Consider the following 20,828-nt stretch of genomic DNA (forward strand, 5'->3'; position numbering starts at 1 on the left):
CTCCGCCATGGATCGCTAGAACTCTACGCCTCATGACCTCTCACCTCGCGGCATGCGTTCGCGGCGTCGGACGAAGTGGCGGCGTCCAGAAGGATTTGGCAAATGCGCTGCGCCTCGAGCGCTTGCTCTCCTGAGCCGCCGATCGTTCGTCCCTCGACGAGATGGAAATAAATGTCCGACACGGCCCGGGACATCGCCCTCGGATACGAACCCTCGCGCTCCGACGACTGGCCCAGCGATGTGTAACCTTTGAACTGCTCGCTCGCCACGATCTCGCGAAGACGCCAAGCCATCCCCCCGGACTCCATACGCACGACACCCTTCTCGCAAACCAGCTCCAGCTCGAAAAACGCGTAATCCCGAGCGTCGGCCGGGCTGAGATAGACTGGCGCGCCGCCGTTCTCGGTGACGAGCAAAGCGGCGACCGTCGGATCGTCACTCCAGTGGTCATACCGAACGCCCGCTGTCGCTATCAGCTCCATCGGCCCGACCAGCCTGAGAAGCAGGTCGACGAGATGCCCGCCATTATTCATTATTCCCTTGTTATAGTGGCCGACGACAGAGCGAATCGCGCCCCAACGGCCTTGACGCAGCTCCGTCGCAAAGGCGTCGACAGCGGGATCCCAACGGCGAGTGTGGTTGACCACGAGAGTGACGCTCCGCTCACGGCACGCTCGTGTCCAACGGCTCGACGCCCCTTCGCTCGACGTCAACGGCTTCTCGCAAAAGATCAGCCGTGGCTCGAGTCGCAGAGCCGCCTCGATATGCTCCTGGTGCAGGGCTGTCGGCGAGCAAATGCTAACGACGTCGAACGCCCCGCGCTCGTCAGGCAAATCGGCCATGGACGCCGCCGAGAAGGGAACGCGCCAGTAATCAGCGAACTCGGCGAGACGGCGCCTGTCTGGATCGACGCACGCCTCGATCCGAAAGCCGGCATGGCGGGCATAGGCGCCGGCATGGGTCAACGGCGGCGCATCCGCGCAGCGAGTCATGTCGAACCCGCCGGCGATGTTTCCACACCCGACAATCAGCACTCGCAACGGCCCTCCGCCCGAATTCACGTCGGCGATCCTCGCAAAAGCGTCCAGGACAGTGGCGTGCCGCGCACGACATCCGTAGCCAAGACCACGCCGAGCACTTCTTCGAGATGTTCTGGCGCCAATCCGAAGCCGGGACGTATCGCCCGCACATTTTCTCGCGTTAGGCGCTCCCCCGCTCTGAGATCCTTCGTGATATAGAGAGACCGGCGAAATTGAAGCGATTGCTGTTCTGCCACTGTCGCGCCGTAGTGAACCCGGCCAACCGCTCGCCAAGCGCGTTCTGTCTCGATCACGAGACGATGAAGCTCGTCGGGCTCTAAGGAAAAGGCGCTGTCGACTCCGCCATCGGAGCGCGCCAGCGTGAAGTGCTTTTCGATCACAGTCGCGCCGAACGCCACACTGGCAACGCTGACACCTGTTCCCATTGTGTGATCCGATAGACCGACCTGACATTCGAACAATTGCCGCATGTGTGGAATCGTCGAAATGTTCGAACTATCCGCCGTCGCGGGATAGGTGCTCGTGCATTTGAGAAGCACGAGATTCTCGCAACCCGCTTCCCGGGCGGCGGAAACCGACTTCGCCAGCTCGCCGACAGACGCCATCCCCGTCGAAATGATCAACGGCTTCCCCGTAGCCGCGACGCGTCTGATCAGCGCGATGTCGGTATTCTCGAAAGATGCGATCTTGTAGCAAGCGGAATTCAAGGTTTCCAAAAATTCGACCGCTGTGGCGTCGAACGGCGTGCTGAACGGGATCATTCCCAGCTCCCGCGCCCGCGCGAAGAGCGGGGCATGCCATTCCCATGGCGTCCGCGCCTCGTCATAGAGCCGATAGAGCTGCGCCCCGGCCCAGAGGCTATTCGCGTCCTCGATCACGAACCCCGGCTCGTCGCAGTCCAAGGTCATCGTGTCGGCGGTATATGTCTGCAGCTTCAGCGCATGAGCGCCCGCCTTCGCCGCAGCCTCGACCAACGCCAGCGCCCGGTCGAGCGATTGATTATGGTTGCCGGACATTTCCGCGACGATGAGCGGCGGATGATCCGGTCCAACCATGCGCCCGGATATCACGAAGTTTCGAAATGCCGGCAACGTTCAAATCCTCTTCTCGAAAAATCGCATCTGAGCCTCATATTCCGCGCGGCGAAACAAGCCCTCCGAAGCGACATTGCCCTCGTTTACCCAGGCCTCGATTCGTTCCACCTCGGGTATCCGTTGCGCGAGATGCCGCTCTCCAGCTCGAAGGATCGCGAGGCCGAGACCGCGCCCCTTCTGCTCTGGATCGACGAATATCGACACTTCGGCCTTCGATTCCTGTAGATCGAAACGTATCGCGCCAATGGCGCGACCTTCGCTTTCGCCTATCAGCAGCATACGACGAGAATCCACTAAGACGCGGCGCATCCACGCGCAATGTTCATCATAGGAAAACAAAGCAGCGTCACGAGACGCCCGCCGAACCGTTTCGTCCGTTCTCCATGCGTAGATCGATCTTGCGTCTTCCATTCTAGCCGCGCGAACGATCACTGTCGGCGGACACAATATCGCCGCCAATCGATCGACTCCTTGCGCGTCTACAATGTCGTACCCGCGCCGCGACATGGCCTCCAGCATCGTCGGGCGGCGGACGAATAGACGAATATCTTCCGCCAATTGCTCGGAGGTAGGAATCGACTCGACTCCGAGCAGAAAGCCCGCTCGGGCGCCCTCCCGGACGACTTCTCGTTGGTTGTCCGCCACACAGATCGCTACGGATGGCAACCCGACCGAACAACGCTCCCAGGCGCTCTGCCCGCCGGCGCCGATCGCCAGATCGGCCGCGACCATCAATTCCGCGATATTGCTCACCTGCATGTGAAGATTCGAGCGCGCTCGAGTCGAGCACCATTTCCGAATGCGCGCTGACGCCGGATGCATCGCGCCGATCACGACATCGACATGCACGCCGGAAATATTCGCTTGGTCAATGGCCTCGAGAGCAACCGAGGTGACATCGTCCCGATCAACTCCGCCGAGCGACACCAATATCCGTCCAACACCTCTATCGCGGAAAGACGCAACCGACCGTCCCTCGCGGAATTCCGGTCGCAACAAGGCATAGCGAGGACCGAGCAAGGAAATTGCGCCCGGAACCAATCGTCCCTCATACCGCGCCTGCGGCTCGAGATAGAAATTCTGATCGAGCAGCAGATCGGACTCATGGACACGGCCTATATCATCGATCGCCAGAACCCGGGCATATGACCGCGCCACGCGCTCCCATACCGCCCCTAAGCCGTAATGATCCACTATGATCAGATCCGCGGTATCGATTCCGCGAAGAGTCTCGTCGACATCGGCAACCTCGCTCATGCACGATGAACTCGACAGAGAGATCGACCGATGCCCACCTGCCTCGAATCGCCGCTGCAGGAAGGCTGGCAGGTCGCGGCTAACGAACACTGTCTCCACCCCCGCCGCCGCCAGACGGTCGGCCAGACAGAGACACCGCATCACGTGGCCCGATCCGATATCAATAGAAGCGTCCGCTCGAAAGATCGCTCTCAAAGAAGGCGCCTCTCCACCAAGACGGAATACAGCAGTTCCGCGCGCTCCCAATCTGCATGGGTATCGATATCGACGACCCGCCACTCAGGTAGAATGAGAGCACGACCATTCTTGTGAATATCGAGCCCGGCTTCCCACGCCGACGCTCGGCCCCAGTAAAACTGGCCGGCGTCGAAGTAAGCGAGCTCGAGATCCTGGGTCCGCACACTGGAATTTTCTGGAAAGAACGGTGTCACCGTTCCATTTTCCGACCGCCGAAGCGCGCGTTGAATCGGTGAAGGAAAGCTCGTGACCGGAAACACATAGGCGCACGATCCCTCCGCCAACATTTCACAGCCGGAACGAATGTCCTCGGCCGCGACGAAAGGCGCGCTGGGATACACACAGCATACATCGCCGACTTCCCACCCCATCTCCTTGCAGACGCCGATCGCGTGAGCGATCACCGGAACGGTCGGCGTGTGGTCGTCCGCTAGTTCCGCAGGACGCGCAAAGGGCGTCTCCGCCCCGAAATCGCGTGCGATAGCGTGGATCTCGGCGTCGTCCGTCGAGACGATTATCTTATCGAAGACCCCGCTTCGACGGGCCGCCATGATGGCATATGCGATCATCGGGTGGCCATGAAACGGCTTGACGTTCTTGCGCGGAATTCGCTTGCTGCCGCCGCGAGCGGGTATGACGGCGATTCTCATCGACGCAAAGCTTCGATCAGAGCGGAGATCACGTGATCCTGAGCCGCCTCGCTCATATCCGCATAGAGAGGGAGGCTGATGGCCCGGCTATAGTAGCGCTCCGCCAGCGGAAAATCGCCGACTTGGAAGCCGAGGGCGCTATAATACGGCTGCGTGTGAATGGGAATGTAATGCACATTCACCCCGATCCCCTCCTCCCGCAAGCGTTCGAACAGCTCCATTCGTCCGATCGGAGCGTGATCCTCGATCTGGACCACATAGAGATGAAGCGCCGAATAGCTATCGGGGTGGCGCCATGGCAACACCAGAGGCAGGTCTCTCAGAGCCTCGTCATAGCGGGCCGCGAGAGCATGCCGAGCGACGACAAAGCGAACCAGTTCCTCGAGCTGCGATAGCCCCAGCGCCGCCTGCATCTCCGTCATGCGATAGTTGAAACCAAGCCCGATCTGTTCGTAGCGCCAAGCCCCACCACCTGGACGAACCATGCGATCGGGATCGCGCGTCACGCCGTGACTACGCAGCTCGATGGCGCGCGACGCGAGCGCGGCGTCGTTCGTGAGGATCATGCCGCCCTCGCCCGAGGTGATGATCTTCACCGGGTGGAAACTGAAAACGGCGATATCGCTGTGCGCGCAAGATCCGACGGGACTGCCTCGCCACGAACCGCCAATGGCGTGGGATGCGTCTTCGATCACCCGAAAGCCGAACTCTCTCGCCAGCTCGCCGATCGCGTCCATATCGCTCGACTGCCCAGAAAAATGAACAGGCACCACGATCTTCGGCAGGCGACCGGCTGACCGCGCCGTCTCCAATTTCCGTCGCAGAGCCCGAGGGCACATATTATACGTTCGTGGATCGATATCCACGAAGTCCACGCGCGCACCGCAGTAGAGCCCGCAATTGGACGATGCGACGAAACTGTTCGGGCTGGTCCACAGAGCGTCGCCTGCGCCGAGACCGAGGACCAAGCACGCGAGATGCAGCGCCGAAGTCGCACTGTTGACGGCCACGGCATGCTTTGCGCCGACATGCGCGGCGATGGCTCGCTCGAATGCGGGGACCCTCGGCCCCTGCGTCAGGAAGTCCGAACGCAGGACATCGACAACGGCCTGAATATCCTTCTCCGAGACAGACTGGCGTCCATAAGGAATCACGTCCTCAAACCTCGAGATACAGCTTCTCGCGCATCAAGCGACGCAACTGCTCTACCGACAAGAAATCCTTGTTCGTCCCGCTGTTGTATGCGAAGCCGGCCGGTGTCGGAATGCCGCCCTCTTCTCTTGCGTACCTCTCCACAGACACCTCGCCCGCCGAAGAGAGAATGGCGTAATATGGGCCGAGATCCACTGTATTGAAGCTATCGCTCACCGTTATCATCTCCTCATGAATCTTCTCGCCCGGACGGACTCCGACCACCGGATGTTCACAATCCGGCCCGATCGCCTCGGCCAAGTCGGTGATCCGATAGCTCGGTATCTTCGGAACGAAAATCTCTCCCCCTCGAGCATGCTCCAGAGCCCACAGCACCATTTCGACGCCGCTTTGAAGGCTGATGTTGAAGCGAGTCATCCGCGGATCGGTGATAGGAAGCACCCCGGACTTGCGGCGCTCCATGAAGAACGGAATCACCGAGCCGCGTGATCCCATGACATTTCCGTAGCGCACGACGGAAAAGCGAACGTTGCGCTTGCCTTTGATGTTGTTCGCCGCTGTAAACAGCTTGTCCGAGCACAGCTTCGTCGCTCCGTAGAGATTGATCGGCGCGGCCGCCTTGTCTGTCGACAAAGCGACGACTCTGGTGACATCGCAGTCGAGACACGCCTCGATGAGATTCTGTGCGCCTAGAATATTCGTTTTGATGCACTCGAACGGATTGTACTCCGCCGCCGGCACCTGCTTCAACGCAGCCGCATGAATGACCACGTCGACGCCTTCGAGCGCGCGCGTCAAACGGGGGAGATCACGAATATCGCCGATGAAATATCGAATGGCGGGAAATTCGCTCAAAGAGAGCTCCTGCGCCATCTCGAATTGCTTGAGCTCATCGCGAGAGAAAATCACGAGTCTTTTGACGTACGGATGCTTCGTCAGGATCGTCCGAGCGCACTCCCTCCCGAACGAACCGGTCCCGCCGGTGATCAAGATATTTTTGCCGTTCAACATATCGGGTCCTGACCTTGACGACATCGTCGTTCGGAAATCTCTAGAAATACGCTACCGCCAGATAGCGACGCCCCTCCCAAAGGGGAGCCGCGCGGTGGAGCAGAGCGGACGGATTGACGATCAGGATCGAGCCCTGCTCGGCGAGCACGGGCCTCGTAGGGAGTCCGCTATCGATGATCGTCTGAATTCTTTCGTCCGAGATGCTCTGATAGGGACGCTTCCTGGAAAGAAAGTGAGTAAACGGATTGAACAGCCACCAAGGCCTGGTCAACGCCAAGCGCTTCTTGAAGCGACCATTCGTTCCTGGAATAAACTCGAACGGCCCGTTCTCGGGACCGATATCCCGTAGAAACAAGAATATTTTGTATTGATCGCTCCACGAATCGTAATGCCAGCGTCCCTTGACGAACTTTTCCCTGGCGGCGTCATCATCCAAAGCGATCGTCCGATCACGCATCGCCAAAATCCATTTCACAGCGAGGCGCTCGGAAAAGATCGAGCTCAGAATTTGAGCGCATTTGGATTTGAAATCCTCGACGATATCCGCGTATTTTTCGGCTGCATAAATTCGTTGCATGGACCCGAGCTGCCCGAGCTCGCATTCGCCTCCGGCTTCGTCGAGATGGCGGTCTATGAACGAAACAATGTCTTCGCAATAGTCGGCAGGCAGGGCGTCCTCGATGAGCAGAAATCCGTTCTTCTCGAGCTCGCTCCGCTTCTCGTGCAACACGCTCAGATCAAATCGCAGATCGGCATAGCTCATCGTCTTCTCCGATTGGCTCGAAGGTCGTCTTCCGCCGCCAGTTCGAGAATTCGGCGACATCATCGTTCGAGCGCCATGCTCACATCGCTCGGGCGACGAGTCAGAAGCACAAGCCGGCTCCCCGCGATCGACGAGGCGCGAAGCGCGAGCTTCTTTCGCCGTTAGGTCGTCGGTCGAGGAGGCGCTCGACGCCTACATTCGTGATTCGAGATATCTACCGGTCTCGAGATGGCCAAATTCTGGAACGAGCGACTCGAACAGTGCGACAATCGCCTTCTTGTCCCAAGACGCCGATTGTCTCATTGTCTCGATCCGTGACCAGAACTCGTCTAGCGGCACGTAATCCTCCGTGTCGCAATTCTTGATCACCCCGATGCTTTCGAACCGGTCGAGGTCGAGCGTTTCACTCTCGGTATAGAATTCCTCGACCTCCTTCTCCCCCGTCGTATTGCTGGAGAAGAAATAGCACGGCCAGCGCTTGGTCGCGATGAGCGCCGCCGCGCGCTCTCTCGCTTCGTCTTCGCTTTCGCAGACGTGCGGCTCGAAGCCCATCGAGGCGACATAGCGTATAGCGATGTCCGAAAATGTCGTTAGCTTCAGATCGCTGCATTCCCTCGGGAAAAATATGTCTCGATTGTCGCCGAGCAGGCACGACAACAAGCAGAGCTCTCCCGACTCTCGTGGCGTGATGAAATACCGTTGCACGTCCTTCGGCGCTGAAATCGGCTGCCGCTTGGCGAAACGCTGATTGAACCCGTGCAGTAGCGAGCCGTCAGAGAATGCGACATTGGCGAACCGCGCCATAGAAATCGGGAGAGTGCGACTCTCTCGCATCATATACATTTCCATTATGCGCTTGCTCGCTCCCATCATATTGGCCGGGTTGGCGGCCTTGTCGGTGGAGACGCAAAAGTAGCGCTTCGCTCCACCTTCACGAGCCATACCCACGGTCTTGACCGCATGACGGATATTCACGTCGATCAAACGCATCAACGTATATGGATCCCTCTCACTCCGAACATGCTTCAAGGCGGAGAGGTTGAGCACATAGTCGTAGCCGCCGTCGGCGGACATGAATTCTTCGAACTCGCGCCCGCCGCAATCGATCGAAAGCGTTCGAAAGTCTCCATCGATATAGCCGAACGTGCTGCGAAGATCGCGCACGAGCTCGACCATATTGTTTTCGCTGATGTCGACAACATGGAGCACTCGGGCGTTTCGTCTGAACAGCTCGCGCGTTACAGCCTGTCCGATCGACCCCGCGCCGCCGATGACGAGAAAGCGGCCGTCCGCGACCAGATCACACAAATGGTCGTCGTGCGCGCGGATATCTCCGTCGAAGAGGGCTCGCGTTCGCCCAATGAGGCGCAGCACATCCATCATTCCTCCCGTCTTCGATTCGAGACTGCATTCGACATTTCGATTTCACCCGACGTCGACGTCGAGCGTCGCAGTGCGCGCCACGGCCAACGACCGTTTCGGATCAGAGGGTGAGGGCGAACGCGCCCATGGGCGCATCGACTCACCTTGCTGTCTCGAGGGACGAAGGGCGCCGCCGCAAGCCCACGGCGATCAGTGCGACACCGCGGAGCGACTTCGTCGCATCCAGTCGTGTGTCGTCCAACGCCTTCGTGGCGCGGGACGCTTCCAAGCTACCGCACAACGGGTGAGCATGAGCTCGATCCGTCGAGGAGAAGACGCCGCAGGCGTGGTGTTAAAATAGCCCGGCCTCGGATCGCGCATCTATCCGTTAATACCCGTATCGATATACGCATTTGGATCGATCGATACGATCGCGACATCGCTCGACGTGTCACTATGACTTTCGTGCGCATCCTCTTGGCGGATCGCGTGCTCGCGGGCGCCGGATTTTCATGATCTCTCTGTTTCGTCATGAGCCGAAGTTTGAAGAAAAGGCATTTCGTCGCCTGTGTCGCGCCGTCTAGAGCCTGCCATCAATTGAGCAAGCCGGCGGATAGGCCTGCCGATTGAACGAAGCAGCTATCGTGGTGGGGGTCGTGTCCCCTCCGGTGGTGTAGCAGTTCGTGAGCGAGCGGCTCGCGGCGTTCGCTTTTCATTGCGCCGTAACGAGCGAGCGGCTTGCCGCGGCCGCAGGCGCTTCTCCGGTTATGGTCGGTTTGCGAATCTCGACGCAACCGAACCCACCGATGACCGACGAGACGATGAGCCTACGGGCGCTTCTGGAAAAGTCTCCGACGCCGATTTCCTGCGCGAGATGATCGGTTGCGCCGTTGAGCGGCGGATGGAGATGGACGTCCCCGCCGCCTTGCTATCCGAGCTACGGGGCTTCCGACTATTGCCCCGGCAGGTCTATCCCGTGCCGAACGCACCAGCCTTCGCTGGACACACGAGCCGATCGAGAATGTCGCGCGTGATCGCTGAAGGACCCTCGAGCAGGCTTACGATTGGGGGCGATCGAACCGTGACCCCATTCGCGCTGCGCCCTTCTCGCAGCAGCAGCGCGTTCGCGCTTCACCAATTGTAGCGGAGGCCCGCGCTGCCGACATAATTCTGCGAGCGCCGCGCGAATTCGCCGTCGAATTTGGCGAAGAGCGCCGCACCACGCGGCAGGCGCAGCTCCAATCCTGTCGTCGCCAACGACGCATTTTTGATCGGCCGCGCGCCTTCGACCGAAAAACTCGAACCGGGCAGCAATGCGAAGGACGCTGCAAGGATCGGATTGCCGACCCAGTCATGCGCATAGGCCGCCCGCGCCCGCAGCAGCAGAACCGCGTCGCCGAGGGCTGCGACGATCCGATCGAAACGCGCGCCCGCTTCGCCGCGCGTATCGGACGAGGTTCGTCCGCGATAGCTCAGAGCGAAGCCGCCGCCGGCGCCGTCGCGCTCCGTATAGCCCGGCGTCGAGAGGCTCTGAGCTTGCGCGGCGACATAAGGGGTCACGCCGCCGAGTGAAGTCGCGAGGCGATAACCGCTCTCGACGCGCCCACCATAGCTCTGCGCATTCGAGGTGCCGGCGAGCATATCGCCGAACGCCGAGGTGCGTTGCGTCGAGAGCCAATGTTCGGAGAAGGCGAAAGCGGCCGAGACATGCAGCGCATCGAAACGCGTCGACGCATAGACGCCGGCCTGAAGAAAGTCTCCATGTCCGCCGCCCAGCCCTTCCGACAAATCCCAATTCTCGCCGCCGCCGGCCATGGCGACGCCCAGCGTCGTCTGCGGATCGACGCGATAATCGAGACCCGCCGCGACGCCGAAGAGATTCGCAGAGACGTCATGGCTGCCGGTCCTGTCCGCATCGCCGGCGAGGCGGCCGCGGCCGCCGAAGGATGTGGCCCATATGCTCGACTGCCGCGCGGCGTCCGGCGCGGCTCGCGTCGACGCGCCGGCGATGTGTGAAATCTCATTCGCGATGCGCGGCTCGCTCTCCGCATAAGCGAGCGCCGGCGCGATCGAGCCGACCCCGCCGACGTCGCCGCCATCGCGACCGGGAATGGAGGGTTCGAGCATCGTGTCCAGGAATCGCCCGCCGGATTGGAAGATCGTCTGCTGCGCGCCTGTCGCGGCCTCGCCGGAGAGCGGAGCGAGCGCCGCGCCGCCCAGCCCGAACACTTTGATGAAATTCGGCGGCAGCAGGCCGCCCGCGTTGAAATAGCGGTCGAGCCCGCTGGCGACGCCACGCTGATCGCTCGGGAGCATGGCTGCGCTGGCGAGGTTCGCATTGAGGCTCAGATAGACCGCGTTCGTCGAATAGCTCAGGCTCTGTGTCAGGCCGGGCGGCAGATTAGGGGACGCGAGGCCAGTGAAGCTGGTTCCGCCGAGCCCATTCGCCGCCGTCAGAATCGTGTAGCTTCTGGCGAGATAGCTTCCAGGCGCATAGGAGGCGACCACCGTGGCGCCAGTCAGCGACGCCTTGCCGGCGACCGCGGCGCGCGAGGCCGTCGTCGGATCGATCTGCACGAGATAAGTCGAGCCCGCGGCGAAGGCGAGATCGCCGGCGACAGTCGTCGCGCTCGCCGCCGCGCCCGACCCCGGCGCGAAAACGCCCCCGCGTTCGACGGCCGATGCGCCGACGGTTCCGACGCCGGACAGCGCAGCGCCGGCCCGCACCGTGGTGAGAGACGACGAGGCGATCGAGCCATCGACGATCAGCATTCCTCCGTCGACGGAGGTGGGGCCGAGATAGCGGTTTGCGCCCGAGAGCGTCTCGACGCCCGCCTGCAGCGACACGCCGCCCGAGCCGACGATCGCGCCGGCGTAGGAGCGGCTCGCATTGGAGAGAGTGAGGGTATTTGCGCCGAGCGCGACGGCGCCGGTCGCATCGCCCGCGAGCGACGCGATCTTCGCGGGCGCGGTCGCTCCCGAAATATCGAAGAGGCCGCCGGCCGAGACCGAGACGCCGCTCGACGTCGATATGGAGCCGGAACCGACGAGGGCGAGCGCGCCGCCGGCGATCGTCGTCGCGCCCGTATAGGCGTTCGCGCCGCTCAGAGCAGCGGAGCCGCCGGGGGTCACTGTGACGCCGCCCGGTCCAGAGATGACGCCGGCGAGACCCAGGGGCACGGAATCCGAGCCGATGACGAGCGGCTTGGATGCGGTCGTCGAAATAGCCTGATCCGTGACGAAATTCGGCGTGTAGCCGACCGCCTGGCCGGCGAGATCGTACAGCACCGAGTTCTGCAGGAAAAATCCGACGCCATTGATCGTGAGGTTGCTCGTATTATTCAAAGCGACCCTGTAGGGGCCGGCCGAGAAGAGCTGGTCCGTCGTCGGGGCGGCGCCGATCGCGCCGCCCACGCTCGTCAGCGTCGACCCCGTGGGCAGGCTCTGCGCGCCGTCGAGGCTCTTGCTGTTGAGCTGGACGATGAGCGTCCCGGTGTCGAGAAGCGTCGGCACATTCTGCAGCGACGTCGTGACGCCGGCGTTCACGAATGTGTAATTCATGTTGACGCCATATTCCCAGGAGCTCGGAGCGTTCGAGTTCGGGAAGTTCCGCGGCGTATTGCCGGGAGGCGACGTCCAGGCGAGCCTATTCACGGGCCTGAATTGCGCGAGCAGCGCCGGCGTCAGGCCCAGCATCACGCAAGGGCTGCAGGCGGTCACGCTCTGCCCGACCTGCGGCCCGTTCACGGACGCCCCGGGGATCGCGGCGTTCAGCGAGGAGAGCGCCTGACCATTCGCCGCGACGATATATCCTGCCGTCGTCCCGGGCACGACCGCCTGGCCGAGCACGCTGCCGACGACCGTCGTGCTCGAATTGGCGCCGGTTCCCGTTCTGAATTGCGCGAAATCCCCGGCGCCGAAGATGCCGTAATATCCCTGAAACGCGCCCAGCGCCTGCAATGGAACGACGTTGTCGATCGCGACGCCGTTGCGCGAATAGATCGCATTGATGACGAAACCCGATTGCGCGCCGCTCGAAGTGGTCGCGTTCAGCGTCACGCCCGCGCCCGCCTGTGACGCCCCGGCCGGATAGAAGGTGAGAGACGGCGCGCTCACGAGATTGCCAGTGAAAGTGTTGCCGCCCGTATAGCTGTAGGAGACGCCGGTCGGCAATGTCGAGGCCATGCTCGACGGAACCGCGCCGAAGGCGTCGGCCGAATAGGCCGCATTGAACAGCGACGATCCGGTGTCGAAGAGATATCGCCGCGGCGCCTGGCCGCCGATTCCGACATCGATCGTCAATATGACGCCGGTTTTCGCTTGCTCCAATTGGAGCGGAATATCGACCGATTGCGCCGATGCGGCGGGAACGAAGGCGAGGCCGGCGACAAGCCCTCTCGTCGCAGAGCCAGAGAATGAAGCATACGCCACGACGCCACCTGCCATTTTTTTAGAAAACGACTTCGCTGCGAAACTGCAAATCAGGCCGGCGCCTCGCGGGCGAGCGTCGTCGTTCGCCCTATGGCCGGCAGAACGATTATAAGCAGAGTTTCAGCTCGTCGCTAGAGGACGCCGATAGGCCTATAGGACATCCAGTCCCAGCTCGACGCGCTTTTTCCGGGAGAAGCGTCGCGAGATGATCGCATGCGACTCACGAATATAGTCGCGCAATGTTTCGTCGGAGAGGCCGGGCTCGGCGAAATGCTGGATCCACTTCATGCCGCGCGACGCGAGATAGGGCGCGGGACGCAGACCAGGCTGCTCCTTCAGCATCTCATAGGCGATGTCGCCGACCTTGAAGGTGAAGCGCGGCTCACCCTCGTCCCACCCGCCGATCGCAAACACTTTTCCTCCCACCTTCCAGACATGTGATCCGCCCCATTGGACGACATGGCTCGTCGCCGGCAGAGCGGCGCAGAAGGCGTTGTACTCGTCGTAGGTCATGGTGATCGCCTCCCGAAGCCTCAGCCGCGCCGGAACGACAGCCGAAAAGTCGCGCCGCCGCCGGGCGTCTCCGCGAAGTCGCTGCGCCCGCGCATTTTCTCCATCAGCTCCTTGGCGACCGCGAGGCCGAGGCCGGTGCCCCGAGTCGTCTCGCTCTTGCGCCAGAAGGGCTCGAAGATCATCTCACGATCCGCCGGCGCGACTCCCGCGCCATGATCGACAATTTCGACCACCGCATCGTCGCCTACGCTCACGATGACGGCTCCCCCCTCCGGCTCGGCGCGGAGCGCATTGTCGATGAGATTGGCGACGACGCATTCGACGGCGCGCCGATTGCCGAGCGCGATGACCGGCTCCGGGCCGGCCTCGAAGGCGATCTCGCGGCCGCATTCCACGATGAGCGGCATGTAATCGGCGACGACGCGACGTATGACGCCGACGAGCTCGATGCGCTCATCGGTGGAGCTCTGGCGCTCGTTCATCCGAGCCGAGACCAGCAGCTGCTCGACGATCGCCTGCAATTGGCTGGCGTCGCGCATCAGATCGCTCTTGAAGCTCGGCTCTTCCGTATCCTCGAGCCGCGCGCGCATGATGGCGAGCGGCGTGCGCAGCTCATGCGCGGCGTTCGCCGTGTAGCGCCGCATGCGCGCGGCCCCGGCGTCCAGCCGCTCCAGGGCGCCGTTCATCGACTCGACGAGCGTCATGATCTCGGCCGGCACGCCTCCGATCGGCAGGCGCTGATGCAGCGAATCCATATCGATGCGCCCCGCCTTTTCGGCGACCGCATTCAACGGCGACAAGCCTTTTCGAACGGCGAGCCAGGCCGTGCCGGCGGAGACGAGCATGGCGGCGGCGAAATAGGCGCCGAACCAATAGAGATCGCCGCGAAGCGAGTAGAAGACGTCGTCCCAGCGAAACTTCATCCGATAGGTGGCGACGTGCAAGCGGCCGTACGGCGTTCGCTGCACCCCCATGAAGCCGAGCTCCTCGCCTTTCGGATCGCCCGGCAGCACGAAATGCGCGTGCGTCGTGCTCATATCGACGACGCTCTCCAGAACCGCGACCAATTCGGGCGTCGAGCCGGCGAGCGCCTTTCCCTTCGCGGCGTTGAAGGCGGCGAAGCGCATCGCCGGAGCGCGGCCCAGTTCGGCGCGCAGCTCCGGTATGGGCTCGAGCCGCATAACGCCGTCCTCGTCGCGAACGACCGAACGCACCACGAGGTCCGTGACGCGTGTGACGGCGAGCGAGTCGAGCGAGGCGACGAAATCGCCCCATCCCAGGAACCCCAGGATCGTCGTCGCGGTCCAGCCGAGCACGAAGGCCGTGAACTGCGCGACGATCAGGAAGCCGACGATGCGCAGGGCGAGCGAGGGCGCTTTTTTCAACTCGGCCCTTTCGGCTTCGCCTCGACGATCATGTAGCCGAGCCCTCGTGCGGAATGGATGTCGACATCGGCGCCGAGCTCGTGCAGACGCGCGCGCAGGCGGGAGGCGAGAGTCGTCAGCGTATGCTCCTCCACCTCTTCGTCGAGGCCGTAGATGCTGGAGATCAACGCGTCCCGCAGCACCACGCGGCCGGCGCGGCGCGCCAGCGCCTCGAGCAGCGCGAGCTCGCGCCGCAGAAGCCGCGCGGGCTTGCCGGCGATCGTCACCGCCCGCGTGTCCAGATCGAAGCTCAGCGCGCCGATCTCGACCGCCGGCGTGCGCTCCCCGCCTGGACGGCGCAGGCTCGCGCGAATGCGCGCCATCATTTCATCGAGATTGAACGGCTTCGTCAGATAATCATCCGCGCCGGCGTCGAGCCCCTCGATACGGTCGTCGACGGCGTCGAGCGCCGTCAGCATCAGAATGCGGCCGCCCGGCTGCTTCTCGCGCACCAGCGAAATGAGCGACAGGCCGTCGCCGTCGGGCAGCCGTCGGTCCAGCAGCGTCACCGCATAGGGGCCGCCGTCCAGCGTCGAACGCGCGGTCTCGATCGTGTCCGCCCGATCGACGGCGTAGCCGGCGCGCTGGATACGCCGCGCGATACGGCTCGCCAATTCCGCATTGTCCTCGACCAATAATATTCGCATGGGCGCCGCTCCCCGCCGCCGCCGGCTCCGCGGCCCGGGCGTTCAAAAAACGAAACTCCGGGCTTTGCAAGAGGCGGCGATTGTGATGTTTCTGCCACAGTCGCCCGGGTTTTGGAACTCGGCCGTCAAAACGTAACTCTGCGGGGACATTTTCCCCTTACCCGGGACGACGGGACCCTCTCGACGAGAGGACCGGCGCTGTTTGGCGGAGACCGGCGGAGTGTTCGAACGAAAAGGCGCAAATCGCCGCAGCTCGGGCGCAGCGCATTCGGCCGCGGCCGTCGTCGCTGCGCTGCTGCTGATCCTGCAGAGCCTTGTCACGGTCGCCGCGCCGACGCATTCGGCGCGTCTCGGCGCAGCGGCCGGCCTCGCGCCGATCTGCGCTCTCGACGCACCGGCCGATCCGAAAGCGCCCGCGCGAGATCACGCGCGGTCACATTGCTGCCTCCCGGGCGAGAGCTGCGACGGCTCGGCTCCGCCTTTCGTCGTCGAGAGCATCGTAGCGCCGAGCCGACCGCCTATTCTGGCTCTCGCCACATTCTCGCGGCTCTCCGCGCCGCCGCGCGGGCCGCCGGACGGCTGGGCCAGTTCCTGGTCGTCCAGAGCCCCTCCCGCCGTCTCCTGATCCCCCGCCGAACGCCGCGCCAGCGGCTCTTTCGTCACGGTCCGAGCCGGCGCGCGCTCGCGCGGCTCCAGGAGAATTTCCATGCTTCGTTCCAAACTGTCGCACGGCGTTTCCGCCATAGCCCTCGCCTTTGCTCTCTCTTCCGCAGCCGTCGCGCAGGAGGCCCTGCCGACGATCGATATTTCCGGCGCCGGCGCCAAACCCGACGCCGCGCGCGGAGCAGCCGCGCCGGCCAAAGAGACCGGCTATGCGCGCAAGGTCTCCTTCGGCGCCACGAAGACCGACACGCCGCTCCTCGACACGCCGGTCGCCGTGCAGATCGTCCCGCATGAGGTGATCGAGGACAAGCAGGCGCTCAACACGATGGAGGCGGTCAAGAACGTCTCCGGCGTGCAGGCGCAGGGCGGGACTTATTACGACCAATATCTGATCCGCGGCTTCAAGAGCGGCTACGGCGTCACCTGGCGCAACGGCCTGCAGCTCGAAGGCCTGCTCGGAGCCGAGGAGATCGCCTTCACCGATCGCGTCGAGATCGTGAAGGGGCCGGGCTCCGTCCTCTATGGGCGCATCGAGCCGGGCGGCTTCGTCAACACCGTCACCAAGCGTCCGCAGGAAGAGTTCAAGGCCGAGCTGAACGAGCAATTCGGCAGCTGGGGGCTCTCGCGCACAACGGCCGACGTCACCGGGGCCTTCGACAAAGAGAAAACGGTGCTCTACCGAGTGATCGGCGTCTTCGACCACGCCGATTCCTTCACCGATTACGACCACCGCGACAACGCCGCCGGCGCGCTGTTCCTGACCTTCCGGCCGACGCAGAATTTCGAGTTCAATGTCGGATTCGAATATTACGCGAAGAAGCAGACCCAGCCCGACGGTTCGGGAACCATTCCCGTCAATCTGCTCTTCGACGGCAATGGAAGACCAATCGTGGTCAAGGGCGTGAACGACCGGCCCTATAATCTGCCGCGGCATTTTTCGATCAGCGATCCGTCGATCTGGTCGGACTTCCCCTACACCGTCAATCGAGCGCTCTATTCGTATGATTGGACCTACAAGTTCGACGACAAATGGCGGATCACCAATCGCTTCCATTATGTCGACGACAATGAGAACCAGACCGGCCTCGGCAATTTCGGCGGCTTCGACGGCGTCAATCTGACGCGCGCCTTCACCCATAATCCGCTCACCCGTCAGATATTGTCGACCAATCTGGACCTCGCGGGCGAGATCGTCACCGGCCCGCTCGACCACAAGGTTCTCGTCGGCGTCGATTGGTACAAATATCAGGACGATTGGGTCGGCGATTATGGCTTCTCCCTTCCCTTCGTCGCGCCGATCAACGTGTTCGCGCCTGGGCCGACGGGCTATTTCGCGCCCATTCTCCACGCCCTCTCCGACAGCGCGCGGACCAATGTGCTCTGGCGCTCGCGCGAGCAGGATTTCGGCGTCTATGCGCAAGACCAGATTTCGCTGCTCGACGGACGCGTGCAAGTGCTGCTGGGCGGCCGTTGGGACAAGGCGTCGCTCGGCTACGCCAGCACTTACGGCGCGGATGGCGCGAGTTGCTTTCCGCTCTGCAGCGGCTATCCGCTGAAATCCTATCCCGATTCGCCGAAGCTCTCGCCGCGCGCCGGCGTGCTGGTTAAGCTGACCGACACGATCTCCGCCTATGGCTCCTATGTTCGCTCCTTCGGCGCGAACAACAGCTCCTCGACGGCGGATGGACGCATCATTCCGCCGGAAGAAGCCGTCCAGTGGGAGGCGGGCGTCAAGGCCCTGTGGTTCGACGGACGGCTCTCGACCAGCGTCACGCTCTTCGATCTGACGAAGAAGAATGTGCTCGAGAACGATCCCTTCCATCCGGGCTTCAGCGTGCCGGCCGGCACGGTGAACAGCCGCGGCGTCGAGGTCGACGTCTCTGGACAGGTGACGGAAAATATCAGCGTCATCGCCAGCTATACATTCGACTCCGCGAAAATCGTCAATGACAATGGCAATGGCAATATCGGCAAGCGCTTCAACAGCGTCGCGCCGAATGTCGGAAACATCTGGGCGAAATGGGACACGGCGCCCGGCGCGCGCGAGGGCTTCGAGTTCGGCTTCGGCGTCTATGCGATGGACGAGCGCTGGGGCAGCGACGCCAATACGTGGAAAATGCCGGGCTATGTGAAATTCGACACAATGGGCGCATATCGCACCGTGTGGGACGGACACGAGGTGAAATTCCAGCTCAACGTCAAGAACCTCACCGACAGACGCTATTTCGAGAGCAGCGACTCCTATGGCTTCGCCTATTATGGCGCGCCGCGCACCTTCATGGGCTCGGTGAATTTCAAATTCTGATGGAACGGGGCCGTCGCGGCGGCGGCCCCCTTCCCTTTTCGTCGGGAACGCATCCATGACGGACCAGCAGATTTCTCCCTTTGCCTCATCCTCCGACGAAGGCGGCGCCCGAGAGGCGGCGCGTCGACGCGAGAAAATGAAAGCCCGGCGCAAGCTCTGGCTGGATATCCATCTCTATATCGGCCTCGTCGCCGGAGCCATGCTCGCGCTCATCGGCCTCACCGGCAGCGCGTTGGTGTTCTGGAGCGAGATCGACGAGCTCCTCGACCCGTCGATGTTCACATCTACGGCGGCGCCCGCCGGCGAAGCCGCCTTCGCGCCGCTCGGCCGCATACGCGAAGCGCTGGACGCGGCGTTGCCGGCCGGCGCGAAAACCGACGGCGTCCGCATGCCGCGCAATGAGAATGGCTGCTACAAGGTCTATTACGACGACGCCGCGAATGGCGACACACGTCGTCTCTGCATCGATCCCTATACGGCCAAAGTGCTCGGCGATCGCGTCTACTGGTCGAAGAGCGGACCGACGCAGCATAGTCTGATGAGCTTCCTATTCCAGCTGCATTGGTCGCTGCTGCTCTATGACGTCGCCGGCGATCCGGGCGTCGTCGTCGGCGTTGCGGCGCTCTTGCTCGTCGTCTCCGTGGCGACCGGCGTCTATCTCTGGTGGCCCTCACCCCGCAAATGGCTCGCGGCCTTCACGCTGAAGCGAAACGCCAGCCGCGAAAGACTGAATTACGATCTCCACAAGCTCGGTGGCGTCTATACGGCGGCGGTGATGATCGCGGTGCTGATTTCTGGCGTCTCGATGAATCTCTCCACGCAATTCCAATGGGTCGTCGCACTGTTCTCTCCGCTCAGCGCGGCGCAGCGCGGCGAGATCGTCTCCGGCCCGGCCGAGGGACGGCCCCGCATCCCCTTCGAGCAGGCGGTCGGCGCCGCTGCGCGGCGATATCCCGAAGGACGGCTCGAGGACATCGGCTTCCCGAAAGAAGCGAATGGCGTCTACGAAGTGTGTCGCAAGGACATAGCCGAGGTCAGCCGCTTCATCGGAACGCGCTGCGTCATGGTCGATCAATATTCGGGCGAGATCCTCGGCGTTCGCGATCCTACGCATGGAACCGCGGGCGACGTCTTCATGCAATGGCAATGGCCGCTGCATTCGGGTCGCGCCTTCGGCTGGACGGGCCGCATTCTCGTCTTCGTCACCGGCCTCGTCTGTCCGCTGCTCTTTGTCACCGGAGTGATCCGCTGGCTCCAGAAGCGACGCGCGAAGCGCTTCCAACGCGGCGCAAAGACGTCGCCGTGACCGCGGACCGCTTCGGCCGCCGTCAAATATATGGATCGAAACCAGGACCTCGACTCGAACGTCGTCGAAGAGCCCGAGATCGGTCACTCGCGCCTTCGACGCGAGGAAACGAGGGCCGGCGCCGGCGGCCGGATCAAGAATTCGTGGCGATGGCGTCGTCGTTGACAAAAATCACGCTCGCCTCGCCGACGACGGTCAAATGATCTCGGGCGGCCGATCCGGCGGCGGCGGCGTCGCGCGCGAGTATCGACTGGACGATGCGGTCGTGCTCGCGCCACGATTTTTGCAGCCGCCCGTCGAGCCGAAATTGCGCGCGGCGAAACGGCGCCAGCCGGCGGCGCGTCTGTGACGCGAGCTCGCTCATATGCGGCGAATGCGCGCCGCGATAGAGACGCGTGTGGAAGTCGGAATTGAAGAGCTCATAGTCGGCTTCCGCCTCTCGCGCCACCAGCTCCGCGGCCGCTCTATGCTCGATCTCCAGCGAGCGCCGCTCTTGTTCCGTCATGCGCTCGGCGCAGAAACGAGCGCAGATCGCTTCGAGCTCGGCCATGCTCTCGAACATGGATGCGAGATGCGCGCGCGAGACGACGGCGACGATGGCGCCACGATTGGGACGACGTTCGACGAGCCCCATGGCCGAGAGCCGGCTCAACGCCTCGCGCACCGGCGTGCGCGAGACCTTATAGCGCTCCGCCAACGAAGCTTCGTCCAGCTTTTCGCCCGGATGCATGCCGCCGGTGACGATGCGATCCGAAATGGCGCGCACCATCTGGTCGACGGTCGTGCCTGTCCGCACGAGCTTGCGTCGGCTGCCGGTCGGCCTCGCCTGCTCCTCCTCCGATGTCAACGAGCCGATCCTCCGTCGCCGCTTCCGTGCGCTGATGACCAAATCTTCGGCATAAACTGCATGCAATTGCCGAATGAAAAGGCAGCTAACTCGTTATAACTTATTATGTTAGTTGAAACAATTAGA

General features: G+C 62.6%; 16 protein-coding genes. 3 read left to right on the forward strand and 13 right to left on the reverse strand.

Features of this window, described 5'->3' with window-relative positions; translation table 11 throughout:
- Nucleotides 1-23: 23 nt before the first annotated feature.
- The 12 genes from METLW4_RS25665 to METLW4_RS0120980 all read right to left on the reverse strand — a co-directional run bounded on the left by METLW4_RS25665 (nucleotide 24) and on the right by METLW4_RS0120980 (nucleotide 15,581).
- Nucleotides 24-1,034, reverse strand: coding sequence for a Gfo/Idh/MocA family protein (locus METLW4_RS25665; RefSeq protein WP_245258543.1), 1,011 nt, complete (start codon nucleotides 1,032-1,034; stop codon nucleotides 24-26).
- Between the two features lie 23 nt (nucleotides 1,035-1,057).
- The gene (pseI, locus tag METLW4_RS0120930; RefSeq protein WP_018268185.1) at nucleotides 1,058-2,095 is read right to left on the reverse strand and encodes a pseudaminic acid synthase; all 1,038 of its coding nucleotides are present in this window, start codon (nucleotides 2,093-2,095) and stop codon (nucleotides 1,058-1,060) included.
- 39 nt (nucleotides 2,096-2,134) lie between these two features.
- The gene (gene pseG / locus METLW4_RS27175) at nucleotides 2,135-3,670 is read right to left on the reverse strand and encodes a UDP-2,4-diacetamido-2,4,6-trideoxy-beta-L-altropyranose hydrolase (protein WP_083919348.1); all 1,536 of its coding nucleotides are present in this window, start codon (nucleotides 3,668-3,670) and stop codon (nucleotides 2,135-2,137) included.
- Nucleotides 3,583-4,278, reverse strand: coding sequence for a pseudaminic acid cytidylyltransferase (pseF, locus tag METLW4_RS0120940; protein WP_018268188.1), 696 nt, complete (start codon nucleotides 4,276-4,278; stop codon nucleotides 3,583-3,585). Before pseF ends, pseG begins: the two co-directional genes overlap by 88 nt.
- Nucleotides 4,275-5,432, reverse strand: coding sequence for a UDP-4-amino-4,6-dideoxy-N-acetyl-beta-L-altrosamine transaminase (gene pseC / locus METLW4_RS0120945; RefSeq protein WP_018268189.1), 1,158 nt, complete (start codon nucleotides 5,430-5,432; stop codon nucleotides 4,275-4,277). The genes pseF and pseC overlap by 4 nt, the downstream gene beginning before the upstream one ends.
- A 4-nt stretch (nucleotides 5,433-5,436) precedes the next feature.
- Nucleotides 5,437-6,441: a UDP-N-acetylglucosamine 4,6-dehydratase (inverting) gene (gene pseB, locus METLW4_RS0120950; protein ID WP_018268190.1), complete on the reverse strand. Its 1,005-nt coding sequence runs from the start codon at nucleotides 6,439-6,441 to the stop codon at nucleotides 5,437-5,439.
- Nucleotides 6,442-6,481: 40 nt separating this feature from the next.
- Complete coding sequence (locus METLW4_RS0120955; protein ID WP_018268191.1) at nucleotides 6,482-7,204, reverse strand: phytanoyl-CoA dioxygenase family protein; 723 nt, start codon at nucleotides 7,202-7,204, stop codon at nucleotides 6,482-6,484.
- A 192-nt stretch (nucleotides 7,205-7,396) separates the two neighbouring features.
- The gene (locus METLW4_RS0120960) at nucleotides 7,397-8,587 is read right to left on the reverse strand and encodes a UDP-N-acetylglucosamine 4,6-dehydratase (RefSeq protein ID WP_018268192.1); all 1,191 of its coding nucleotides are present in this window, start codon (nucleotides 8,585-8,587) and stop codon (nucleotides 7,397-7,399) included.
- Nucleotides 8,588-9,697: 1,110 nt separating this feature from the next.
- Nucleotides 9,698-12,997 carry an autotransporter outer membrane beta-barrel domain-containing protein gene (locus METLW4_RS26705; protein ID WP_198290236.1) on the reverse strand — a complete coding sequence of 1,100 codons (3,300 nt, stop codon included), beginning with the start codon at nucleotides 12,995-12,997 and terminating at the stop codon, nucleotides 9,698-9,700.
- A 150-nt stretch (nucleotides 12,998-13,147) separates the two neighbouring features.
- Nucleotides 13,148-13,510: an MmcQ/YjbR family DNA-binding protein gene (locus tag METLW4_RS0120970; protein ID WP_018268194.1), complete on the reverse strand. Its 363-nt coding sequence runs from the start codon at nucleotides 13,508-13,510 to the stop codon at nucleotides 13,148-13,150.
- A gap of 20 nt (nucleotides 13,511-13,530) precedes the next feature.
- Nucleotides 13,531-14,895, reverse strand: coding sequence for a sensor histidine kinase (locus tag METLW4_RS0120975; protein WP_018268195.1), 1,365 nt, complete (start codon nucleotides 14,893-14,895; stop codon nucleotides 13,531-13,533).
- Nucleotides 14,892-15,581: a response regulator transcription factor gene (locus METLW4_RS0120980; RefSeq protein WP_026191697.1), complete on the reverse strand. Its 690-nt coding sequence runs from the start codon at nucleotides 15,579-15,581 to the stop codon at nucleotides 14,892-14,894. Before METLW4_RS0120980 ends, METLW4_RS0120975 begins: the two co-directional genes overlap by 4 nt.
- A 220-nt stretch (nucleotides 15,582-15,801) precedes the next feature.
- Here METLW4_RS0120980 and METLW4_RS0120985 point away from each other — a divergent pair, with 220 nt between their 5' ends.
- The 3 genes from METLW4_RS0120985 (at nucleotide 15,802) to METLW4_RS0120995 (ending at nucleotide 19,855) form a co-directional block, all read left to right on the forward strand.
- Nucleotides 15,802-16,206, forward strand: coding sequence for a hypothetical protein (locus tag METLW4_RS0120985; protein WP_157235548.1), 405 nt, complete (start codon nucleotides 15,802-15,804; stop codon nucleotides 16,204-16,206).
- Between the two features lie 81 nt (nucleotides 16,207-16,287).
- The gene (locus METLW4_RS0120990) at nucleotides 16,288-18,549 is read left to right on the forward strand and encodes a TonB-dependent siderophore receptor (RefSeq protein ID WP_018268198.1); all 2,262 of its coding nucleotides are present in this window, start codon (nucleotides 16,288-16,290) and stop codon (nucleotides 18,547-18,549) included.
- 136 nt (nucleotides 18,550-18,685) lie between these two features.
- Nucleotides 18,686-19,855, forward strand: coding sequence for a PepSY-associated TM helix domain-containing protein (locus METLW4_RS0120995; protein ID WP_157235550.1), 1,170 nt, complete (start codon nucleotides 18,686-18,688; stop codon nucleotides 19,853-19,855).
- A gap of 133 nt (nucleotides 19,856-19,988) precedes the next feature.
- Here the strand turns inward: METLW4_RS0120995 and METLW4_RS0121000 are convergent, their stop codons facing one another.
- Nucleotides 19,989-20,702, reverse strand: a complete 714-nt coding sequence (locus METLW4_RS0121000) for a GntR family transcriptional regulator (protein WP_371212334.1) — start codon at nucleotides 20,700-20,702, stop codon at nucleotides 19,989-19,991.
- Nucleotides 20,703-20,828 lie beyond the last annotated feature (126 nt).

It is taken from the genome of Methylosinus sp. LW4, from assembly GCF_000379125.1.
In the GTDB taxonomy this organism is placed as follows: domain Bacteria; phylum Pseudomonadota; class Alphaproteobacteria; order Rhizobiales; family Beijerinckiaceae; genus Methylosinus.

Coding starts and splice junctions, on each gene's coding strand:
- METLW4_RS0120960 (WP_018268192.1), bottom strand. CDS start 8,587: ATGATGGATGTGCTGCGCCTCATTGGGCGAACGCGAGCCCTCTTCGAC.
- pseF (WP_018268188.1), bottom strand. CDS start 4,278: ATGAGAATCGCCGTCATACCCGCTCGCGGCGGCAGCAAGCGAATTCCG.
- pseB (WP_018268190.1), bottom strand. CDS start 6,441: ATGTTGAACGGCAAAAATATCTTGATCACCGGCGGGACCGGTTCGTTC.
- METLW4_RS0120990 (WP_018268198.1), top strand. CDS start 16,288: ATGCTTCGTTCCAAACTGTCGCACGGCGTTTCCGCCATAGCCCTCGCC.
- METLW4_RS0120955 (WP_018268191.1), bottom strand. CDS start 7,204: ATGAGCTATGCCGATCTGCGATTTGATCTGAGCGTGTTGCACGAGAAG.
- METLW4_RS0120995 (WP_157235550.1), top strand. CDS start 18,686: ATGAAAGCCCGGCGCAAGCTCTGGCTGGATATCCATCTCTATATCGGC.
- METLW4_RS0120970 (WP_018268194.1), bottom strand. CDS start 13,510: ATGACCTACGACGAGTACAACGCCTTCTGCGCCGCTCTGCCGGCGACG.
- METLW4_RS0120980 (WP_026191697.1), bottom strand. CDS start 15,581: ATGCGAATATTATTGGTCGAGGACAATGCGGAATTGGCGAGCCGTATC.
- pseI (WP_018268185.1), bottom strand. CDS start 2,095: ATGGTTGGACCGGATCATCCGCCGCTCATCGTCGCGGAAATGTCCGGC.